Origin of the sequence: Acinetobacter sp. YH12249 (assembly GCF_013417475.1) — a bacterium.
GTDB lineage: Bacteria > Pseudomonadota > Gammaproteobacteria > Pseudomonadales > Moraxellaceae > Acinetobacter.
On sequence record NZ_VPDX01000009.1, the window covers coordinates 101,184 to 111,293 of the forward strand.

Consider the following 10,110-nt stretch of genomic DNA (forward strand, 5'->3'; position numbering starts at 1 on the left):
TAGATGATTAAGCCTTTATTTCATGATTTTATCTTTTAGTAAAAACTATCAGCTTTAAATTTTTCGAATTTTGTGATCGTTACTCGGTAAAAAAAACTGTGTAGTTAAGAAAAATAACAGAACTGTGCCTTTATTAAACAAGCCACTACAAAGACTCAGCAATGTATTCGTCAAATCTCGTTATGTTAGGGATACAGACGAAATCAATAAAAAGATTTTCATACTCAGCAACAGCTCACCGCATGCAGATAAAAGTGGAACTTTATTTTTCTGTAAAAACGCCAAGATGTTGAATAAAACTCAAGCGAATTTGAGATAGGCAAAAAAAGACTTCACTAAACTCAAGATCAGCAAGGAAAATGTCATGAAAATTAAGGCGAACAGTCCAGCCACAGGTAAAAATGGTTTAGATAAGCAGAATACCAATAAAAAAAGTGAGCAGCTTGATGCATATCGTAGCGACTCCACCGAACAGACACTGACTACTAACCAAGGTGTTAAGATTTCGGATAACCAGAACAGTCTAAAAGCGGGCGTTCGTGGGGCAACTTTAATGGAGGATTTTATTCTTCGTGAAAAGATTACTCATTTTGACCATGAGCGTATTCCAGAGCGAATTGTGCATGCACGCGGTGTTGGAGCACATGGTTTTTTTGAAGCTTATCCAGGCAATGAAAAATGGACTAAAGCCGGGTTTCTAACCAATACCGGTGCCCAGACTCCAGTCTTTGTTCGATTCTCTACAGTACAAGGTCCTCGCGGTTCAGCAGATACGGTACGTGATATTCGTGGTTTTGCGACCAAGTTTTATACGGATGAAGGTAACTTTGACCTGGTGGCCAACGATGCGCCAGTATTCTTTATTCAGGATGGCATCAAGTTCCCTGATTTTGTCCATGCGTTAAAGCCTGAACCACAAACCGAAATTCCATCAGGCGCATCAGCACATGATACTTTCTGGGACTTTGTTTCTCTTGTGCCTGAATCTGCACATGCGGTGATGTGGGCAATGTCAGATCGTGCTATTCCACGTAATTTACGCTCGATTCAAGGTTTTGGGGTGCATACTTTCCGTTTGATTAATGCTGAAAATAAAGCTGTCTTTGTAAAGTTTCACTGGACGCCTAAACAAGGTCTGACACAGCTGGTATGGGATGAAGCGCAAAAACTGGCGGGTAAGGATCCGGATTTCCATCGTCGTGACCTGTATGAAGCGATTGCTTCCGGTAATTACCCGGAATGGGAATTAGGTGTACAGATCGTTCCTGAAGAAGATGAGATGAAATTTGATTTTGACTTGCTGGATGCAACCAAAATCATTCCGGAAGAACTGGTTCCAGTGACTCCAATTGGCCGTATGGTGTTGAACCGTAATGTTGATTATTTCTTCGGTGAAACTGAGCAGGTTGCTTTTTGTCCAGGTCATGTCGTACCAGGCATTGACTTTACCAACGATCCACTCTTACAGGCCCGACTGTTCTCTTATACCGATACTCAATTAAGCCGCTTGGGTGGTCCAAACTTCCATCAGATTCCAATCAATAAGCCGGTTTGTCCATTCCATAACAACCAGCGTGATGGTCTGCATCAACGTCTTATTCACACCGGACAGGCCAACTACGAACCAAACTCGATTGATGACAACTGGCCGGCTGAAGCGCCAGGTGCGACTCAGGCAGGTGGTTTCGAAAGCTATCAGGAACGTATTGACGGTCATAAAATCCGCCAGCGTAGTGAGTCTTTTAATGATCACTTCACTCATGCCCGTTTATTCTATCAAAGCCAGGCACCGCATGAGCAGAAGCATATTATTGATGCCTATGTATTCGAACTGAGTAAAGTACAGCGCCAAAATATCCGTGAACGTGAAGTTCTCGAAGTGTTGTGCAATATCGACTTGACGCTGGCTCAACAGGTTGCGGACCAGTTAGGAATTGAAATCCCAGCTGAGAAAAAAGCTGCCAAACTGCCTGATGTTCTGATTTCTAAGCGTCTGTCTTTTGAAGCGTTTAAACCTGCCGATATTAAGGCACGTAAAATCGCGATTCTGGCACATGACAAAGCCAATGAAGCCAGTATCAAAGCTGTGCAGGCTTGGGCTGAGTCAGAAAGTGCTGGGGCTGATGTTTTAACACCTCGTCCAGGACCAGTCCTGAGCCAGCAAGGTACAGTGATTCCATCTGATGGTATGCAGAAAGCTGAACCTTCGATTGCCTATGATGCCGTAGTTATTGTCGATGGTGATAACTATGACATGGTGCTGAAAGATGGTATCGCGACTCACTATCTGCTTGAAGCTTATAAGCACCTGAAACCGATTGTCTTCCTGGGAGATAAAGGTCAGCTAATTGAAGACTTAAAACTGATCAGTGATGAAGGCACTTTGGCGAATTCTCAATTCGATACCGTGCAAGATACCTTTAAGACCTTGATCATGAATCACCGCGTTTGGGCGCGTGAATTGATTGCAGAAACTATTCCTGCATAAATACCATGAGAATAGAAGCTTCGGCTTCTATTCTCTATTTCAAGGGATAAAAAGTTTATGGCGAGACCAGATCCTAAAAAATTACTGGCACAGATGCAAAATGCGCAATGGAGCAGGGAGCAGGATATTTATCTGATCGAACATAACCACCTACCTATGAGTCAACTCAGAGAAGAGTTGCCTTTTAGTGAAGAAGAAATTATGGCACGCCGTAAGGTACTAGGACTGATGACCCGTTTAAAACAGATGAAAAGGCTTTTTCCTTAACTGGCTTTCATCAAATGACCACAATATCGATATTTTTGAGGAAGCACTTTTATGGACCTCAGTTCAATATTAGAAAGATTTAAAAATTCATCATTAGAACCTAAAGAAAATATTCAAACGACTTTGAAGGAACTGGTGCAACTTTCGGATCAGGTTCCTTTTCCTGCATCAGGGGAAACTTTAAAACGCTGGCAAATTTTAAGCCAGATCTCGGCAATCAATTTAAGCCTGGGAAAAATATTTGAGTCGCATCTGGATGCACTCGCAATTCTGCATGAATTAAATATTCCGGCAAATCCTCATCAGCTCTGGGCAGTCTGGGCAGCAGAAGGAGGGCCTCAACCATTGCAGCTGGATGAAGGCAAGCTGACTGGCATCAAAACCTGGTGTTCCGCTTCTGGCTGGGTAGAGTCAGGCTTACTGACGTATCGGGATGAACAAAATCGCTCTCAGTTATTGATTGTAGATATGCAGCTGACCGGTATTCAGCATGATCATACTGTCTGGCAAGCTGTAGGGATGCAGTATACGTCAACAGCACAACTGGAATTTAATCAGGTCCCTGTCAAAAAAGTCGCTGATCCACATGCTTATCTGGATCGGGTAGGATTCTGGCATGGAGCAGCAGGCGTTGCTGCTTGCTGGTATGGTGCCACAGTAGCTCTTGCTGAATATCTGCAGCAGGAACAGTTAAGAAAACCACATATGTATAAAGCCATGTATCTGGGTGAAATCAGCCGTGATCTTTTAGCTACTCAGGCTTTGTTCTATCGGGTTGCAGAATTGATTGACCAGCAACCTAAATTTCCTCATCAACTTCAGATTCAGGCTTTGCGTGCGCAGGTTGAAGCCACTGCATTAAATGTACTGAACCAGGTCGGAAAAGCACTTGGCGCCTCGCCTTATTGTACCAATTCTTATTTTGCCCAGCTCGCAGCAGATCTGCCGGTATTTATCCGTCAAAGCCATGCTGCTTTTGATCTTGAGCGTATTGGAGAACTAAGCGCACAGGAGGAAGAACTATGGGCACTTTAAAACATGAGATTGTCGAAGATCGTGTGATCCATGGGGAGGGGACACGGGTGGAAGAATGGCGTAACTGCGAAATACTGCAACAGATACCAGAATTTAATATTTCCAATGTAATTCCTGCAGATGCCAGAGTCTGTATTGTGGCACCGCATCCGGATGATGAAATTCTGGGATGTGGCGGACTGATGCAACGTCTGGATAAACTCGGCTATAAGATTGTACTGTTTGCAGTGACTAATGGTACGGCCAGTCATCCCGGTTCGAGTCTGTATACGCCAGAAGAACTGAACCAGATTCGTCCAGCAGAAACTCGCCAAGCTCTGGAAGAATTGTCCCTAGAACATCCGGTTCTTCGGATTGCTTTGGATATTCAGGATGGAAAAGTGGCTGAGCAGCGAGACTTGCTCAAACAGCAATTGTATTCATATTTACAGCCTAATGATGTATTGGTCACGACTTTTGTTCATGATGGACATCCAGACCATGAAATAACCGGCCAGGTCGCCCAGCAACTCGCCACTGAGCTACAGTTACCATATATTCAAGTTTTAATCTGGGCGTGGCACTGGGCCACACCAGGAGATACCCGAATTCCTTGGACGGTTGCGCACAAACTCAGGCTGACAGATGAAGAATTAAAATGTAAAGCCCGAGCTGCACGATGTTTCAAAAGTCAGATTGAGAATGATCCGACGACAGAACAGGCACCGATTGTCCCTGAGCATGCATTAGAGCGTGTTTTACAGCCATGGGAGGTTTATCTGTATGAACAGTAAATCAACTTATGATCATGCCTATTTTGATGCTTTATATGCGTTGAATCAGGGAGATCCATGGCATTATGAACAGCGCTGGTATGAACAGCGTAAACGTCAAATTTGTAAAGCACTCTTGCCCAAACTGCATTTTGAATCTGCCATAGAAATCGGTTGTAGTAATGGCATGCTAAGTCAGGAACTAGCTCCTCATACCGGAGAACTCATCTGTCTGGATGCCAATACGACAGCGATCCGGCTGGCGCAACAACGTCTGCAAGATTATTCTCATGTAAGTTTTGTCCAAGGCATTGTCCCGGAAGACTTGCCAGAGCGTAGATTCCAGCTAATTGTGGTAAGTGAAGTCTTGTATTATCTGGATCAGGCCGCTTTAGGGAAATTGATCCACTGGCTGCAGCACGCCCTTGATGCAGAAGGCTGTATTCTGGCTTGTCACTGGCGGGCACCAATTTCAGGTTTTAGCTTTACCGGTGATGATATTCATGACCATCTAAATGCTCACTTACCTTATAAAAAATGTTCACAACTTCAGGAACCTGATTTTCTGATTGATGTCTGGATGAATAGCCCACAATCTGTGGCAGAGCAAGAGGGCCTTAAATGAATAAAATTGGCGTGGTCATTCCTGCCTGTAATGAAGAAGCCTATATAGAACGCTGCCTGCTGGCCTTAAAAAAAGCACAATTTGAATTTTATCAATACCTTGGTTTATCAGAAAATATTCCCGAGATTAAGATTTTAGTTGTCTTAGACAGTTGTACTGATCAAACTGCGATCAAGGCCAGACAATTAGGTATAGAAACCATCAGTTGTAACTTTCGTTCAGTGGGTAAGACCCGTCATTTAGGAGTGCAAAAAGTAATTGAACAAGGATGCGACTGGATCTGTTGTACCGATGCGGATTCATGTGTTCAGGAAGACTGGTTCAAAGCCATGTGGCAGCACCAACCTACTGACGCAATTTGTGGGGTCGTTGAAGTGGACGAATGGAAAAATTTAAGCTTGGAAGCCCGGCTAAAATATTTAGACCACTATCAGGACAAAATGGATCACCGGCATATTCATGGTGCAAATTTATGTTTTAAAACAAGTATATATAATAATTTTGATGGATTTAACCAGTTAGATTGTCATGAAGATGTCGACTTTGTTCGCCGTTTACAACAGGCAGGAGTCAAAATTACCTGGTCCAATCAATTAAGGGTAACAACCAGTAGCCGGCTACAATCAAAAGTTGCTGAAGGTTTCGCCTGTTTTTTACAAAATCTTGAGTTACAGGAAGCAATGAAAAAACCGATCAGCGTATACAAATAAAACTATAAAATTATAAATTTTATACAATCAATTACTTGTAAAAAATTTAAAAATTCATCTCTAAAAGCTATTTCATTTAGAAAAATTCTGTTTATAATTCACACAAATTAAGCCCTGCTACTTATATTTTTCAGCTATAAGTCCGCGGGGTTTTTCTATGGATGATCGGTAATGGATGCCTGAGCTCTTTCTTTTGGAATGACAATGTTAAATTCACAGCTAATTTCTCGTCTTCAGTCTCCATCACCGTATCTCTGGCAGAAAATTGCCACTGCACTGTGTTTTTTTAGTCTAGGTTTTAGTACAGCTGCCTGGGCGCCATTAATTCCTTATGCGCAGCAGCGCTTATTGCTGAACCATGCTGACTTTGGTTTACTTTTGCTATGTGCCGGAGTGGGTTCAATGCTGGCAATGCCATTGGCAGGTCGTATGGCAAGCAAGTTTGGCTGCCGTACAGTACTGGCTGTTATTCTGGCTGCATTTCTGTTCATCTTGCCAGCGCTAGCGATTAGTCCAACTAGCTTGATGATGGCAATTACCCTGTTTTTCTTTGGTGCCAGTGCAGGCGCTTTGGGTGTAACTGTAAATATTCAGGCTGCCCAGATCGAAAAACTTATGGATAAAAGCTTGATGTCGGGTTTCCATGGCGTATGTAGCTTGGGTGGTCTGGTTGGTGTATTAGGCATGACCACGTTAATGGGATTTGGTCTGGCACCTTTAACTGGCGCACTAGTCGTAAGTGTGATGTTGCTTGCGATTGCGATGCTGGCAATTCCATTCTGTTTAGGTGGTCAGTCATCAACTACAGAAGAAACTAATACAGCTACAGCAAAACCTGCGAAAAAAGCGCTACCGACATTCGCAATTTTAGGTATTGGTCTGATCTCTTTTGTATCCTTCCTGTCTGAAGGCGCAGCGATGGACTGGAGCGGTATTTACTTGGCAACCCAGTTTAATGTACCTGCAGCGCATACCGGTTTGGCTTATAGTTTCTTTGCTGGCTTGATGGTACTTGGACGTTTTAGCGGTCATCTCATCATTCAAAGCTTAGGTGAAAAAACCACTATTTTATTAAGTGCTTTACTGGCTGCAGCAGGCTTATTCATGGTGATCTTTGCACCAGTATGGCAAGTCGTTTTAACTGGTTATGCGATCTTGGGTCTAGGTAGTGCTAACATCGTTCCATTGATGTTCTCTCGTGCAGGCCGTCAAAAATCTATGGCTTCACATGTAGCATTATCTTATGTATCGGTATTTGCTTATACAGGTTCTTTGATCGGACCAGCGCTGGTAGGTTTCGGCAGTGAAATTATTGGCTTGCGTTTAGTATTTACGGTCATCGCAGTTGCTTTAATGAGCATTGTAATCCTGAACCATCTGACTGCCGGTCACAAAGAATCAGAAAAAGCAGAAGGTCTTATTGCCGGCCTAGACCACAAAACACCAGCATAAAGCTGGTGTTTTTTTATAGGCTTTCAGACCTTAGGCATGCATATTGAACTGGGTTGAAATGCCTTTGGCCACTGGTCGATAAATTCGTAAGCTTTGTGATTTTTTCAGATCAGACAGGAACTGATCACGCCAGCGAATGATATCGAAATTCTTCAAGCCTTGCTGTAAATAGCGGTAACGTTCCAAACGTTCCGACTTAGGCATACGCAAGGCTCTTTTCAAGGCTTTAGCCATACTGTCCTGATCATAAGGATCGACCAGTAAGGCTTCCTTCATTTGCTCGGCAGCCCCGGCATATTTAGACAGGATTAGTACACCTGGATCCAATGGATCTTGCGCAGCAATATATTCTTTGGCGACCAGATTCATCCCGTCACGGATTGAATTCACCCAGCAAATATCGGCCTTACGGTAGAGCTGCATCAGGGCTTCATGACCCAAAGTGTCGTAGCTACAGTCAAAAGGCTGCCAGTTTGCATTGCCATGCTGATGATTTAAATTCTGCACCGCAGCCTGGAACTGTTCATAAAGTTTTTTATAGCTGTTCACATCCAGTCGGCATGGGCAGGCAATCTGTAATTGCTGGAATTGATTTTTAAATTCAGGCTGTTCATCCAGCAATTCCTGGAATGCATGAATTTTCTCCAGTAGCCCTTTACTGTAATCAATCCGGTCAACAGAAATAATGGTCTTATGGGCATGTGCTTTATCCAGATCAAAGGGCAGGTCAGTGACTTGACTCTCAGCAGCCTGCTTCTGAATTTGTGCCGGATGTACACCGATTGGATAAGCCTTCACATAAATCCGTTTAGACTGATAACTCAGGATTTCATCATTGCGATGCTGGATATTTAATACCTGTTCCAAGAAGTCAATACAGTTGGCCTGATCGCGTGGAGTTTGCAGACCGATAACATCAAAATCTCCCAGATGTCGGGCCAGTTCCTGATAAGGAGGCAGAGTTTGCCAAAGTTTCAGTTCCGGGAAAGGAATATGCAGGAAGAATCCAATCCGGTTACGCATGCCTAATTTACGGCAGTAATGCGCCACACTCAGAAAATGATAATCATGAATCCAGATGATGTCATGCGGTGAAGCCACCTGTTTCAGGTGTTTGGCAAAACGCAAATTGACATCTTTATAGGTTTTAAAATCCTGTGGCTGATATTCCACACGTTGATGCTGGTCATGCATTAATGGCCATAGAGCATTATTAGAAAAACCACAATAATAACCCTGGTACTGGGCTTCGCTCAGTGCACTGGTATGATATTCCACATTCTGATGTTTCAGAATCTGAAATTTCTGTTCCTTGTTCTGGTCAACTCTGGAGCCATTCCATCCAACCCAGATACCGCCTATATCTTGCAATGCATCCTGCAATGCAACAGCCAATCCACCAGCCTTCATACTTTCTGGGTTAGGTAGATTCACACGGTTTGATAACACAATGAGTTTAGACATGTGATTTCTCCAATCGTTGTTGTTCTTGTACTTCAATTACATTTAAAAATTCTTTCAGGAAGGCCTGAACTTGAGAGACGTTCTCCAGTCTGTACCGTGCCAGGGTCTGGCCAGAACCTACTTTGATTGAGCAGCCGTGCAGGGCATTAATGACCTTGAATCCGGCTTCATCGGTGAGGTCATCGCCAATAAACATGGGATAATGATCAGTGAGATGGTATTGCTGAATAATCTGTTGAATCGCTGAACCTTTATTAGCGCCTTTGGGCACCAGCTCAAAAACATACTTGCCAGCTTTTAACTCAAAGTCTGAAAACTGGTTGAGACACTCCAGCGTAAAGGCATGTACGCGATCTTCTAGTTGAGGATGTTCACGAAAATGTAGCGCAACAGAATAATCCTTAACCTCTATCCGCAGGTTAGAGATTTGAACTGCCTGTTCCTGAATATATTGTTTTAGGGCTTGTAGCTGCGGCTTATTTAAAGAGATTAATGTCTTTAAATCAGCTTGATAGATTAATTCCAGACCATGTGATCCAGCGATATTCCATTGCAGAGGATGAATAAGTCTTTGTGCTTGTAAAATAGAACGACCCGTAACTAATATCAGCTGAATATATTGTTGTAAATTTTCCAATATATTTATAATTTCAGGTTGAATTATACTTTTATCTGGATCTGGGTGAAATTCAGAGATTGTTCCGTCAATATCAAGAAATAAAACAACCTGGTCTGAGTCCATATTCAGGTTGCAATCATTTAAAATCATCTTTGGCGATATATAAGATGAGCTAGATGAATCTTCTAAATCTTGTTCCCTATGTATGCCTGACATAAATCCACCTAAGTACATGATATAAAATAGATTAAAAATTAGAGTTAAACTGTGTGATTTTTAATCTAATTAGTTTTATAACATATTCTATTTTTCAAATTGGTGTTAGGCGCAGAAAAGAAACACTTTTGACATGTAAAGTTACTTTGTAAAATTTGGAAATATTCAGCAGAAAAAGTTGATATTCTTTGTATATTTGTAAAATAATTTTTCAGTGATTTTTAATATATTAATAATGATATTTAAGGTTATGCATATTAAGTGATTGAGTAATTTTGAGTGCTATAAATAAGACTCTTTTGATTATTTAATGTAAAAAAATGGTTTTGATTTATATTTCTAGAAATTAATTCATTAGACTTCCTTCATAAATCATTTTTCAACCAATTTAATTGTTTATCTTTCACCCAATCTAAATTGTATATGCCAGCAAGTAAATTAAACCGCAGGTTTAATCGTTTACGACGATTTCTATATACACA

At 42.0% G+C, this 10,110-nt stretch carries 9 protein-coding genes; 7 read left to right on the top strand and 2 right to left on the bottom strand.

The features are described from left to right. The first annotated feature begins 364 nt into the window (after positions 1-364). From katE to FTV25_RS07395, 7 genes are all read left to right on the top strand, one after another. The gene (katE, locus tag FTV25_RS07365) at positions 365-2,488 is read left to right on the top strand and encodes a catalase HPII (protein ID WP_180002455.1); all 2,124 of its coding nucleotides are present in this window, start codon (positions 365-367) and stop codon (positions 2,486-2,488) included. Between the two features lie 57 nt (positions 2,489-2,545). Continuing rightward, complete coding sequence (locus tag FTV25_RS07370) at positions 2,546-2,755, top strand: hypothetical protein (protein ID WP_166135421.1); 210 nt, start codon at positions 2,546-2,548, stop codon at positions 2,753-2,755. A 51-nt stretch (positions 2,756-2,806) separates the two neighbouring features. Further along, the gene (locus tag FTV25_RS07375) at positions 2,807-3,790 is read left to right on the top strand and encodes an acyl-CoA dehydrogenase (RefSeq protein ID WP_180002456.1); all 984 of its coding nucleotides are present in this window, start codon (positions 2,807-2,809) and stop codon (positions 3,788-3,790) included. Then, complete coding sequence (locus FTV25_RS07380; protein ID WP_180002457.1) at positions 3,778-4,563, top strand: PIG-L deacetylase family protein; 786 nt, start codon at positions 3,778-3,780, stop codon at positions 4,561-4,563. The genes FTV25_RS07375 and FTV25_RS07380 overlap by 13 nt, the downstream gene beginning before the upstream one ends. Beyond that, positions 4,553-5,167 carry a class I SAM-dependent methyltransferase gene (locus FTV25_RS07385; protein WP_180002458.1) on the top strand — a complete coding sequence of 205 codons (615 nt, stop codon included), beginning with the start codon at positions 4,553-4,555 and terminating at the stop codon, positions 5,165-5,167. Before FTV25_RS07380 ends, FTV25_RS07385 begins: the two co-directional genes overlap by 11 nt. Next, positions 5,164-5,877 (top strand): glycosyltransferase family 2 protein, encoded by a 714-nt coding sequence (locus tag FTV25_RS07390; RefSeq protein ID WP_180002459.1) that lies wholly within the window; start codon positions 5,164-5,166, stop codon positions 5,875-5,877. Before FTV25_RS07385 ends, FTV25_RS07390 begins: the two co-directional genes overlap by 4 nt. 204 nt (positions 5,878-6,081) lie before the next feature. Then, the gene (locus FTV25_RS07395; protein WP_180002460.1) at positions 6,082-7,329 is read left to right on the top strand and encodes an MFS transporter; all 1,248 of its coding nucleotides are present in this window, start codon (positions 6,082-6,084) and stop codon (positions 7,327-7,329) included. 30 nt (positions 7,330-7,359) lie between these two features. Here FTV25_RS07395 and FTV25_RS07400 read toward each other — a convergent pair whose 3' ends face one another. Both FTV25_RS07400 and otsB read right to left on the bottom strand, forming a co-directional pair. Beyond that, complete coding sequence (locus FTV25_RS07400) at positions 7,360-8,793, bottom strand: trehalose-6-phosphate synthase (RefSeq protein WP_180002461.1); 1,434 nt, start codon at positions 8,791-8,793, stop codon at positions 7,360-7,362. Then, positions 8,786-9,628 carry a trehalose-phosphatase gene (gene otsB, locus FTV25_RS07405; protein WP_180002462.1) on the bottom strand — a complete coding sequence of 281 codons (843 nt, stop codon included), beginning with the start codon at positions 9,626-9,628 and terminating at the stop codon, positions 8,786-8,788. Before otsB ends, FTV25_RS07400 begins: the two co-directional genes overlap by 8 nt. Positions 9,629-10,110: the final 482 nt, after the last annotated feature.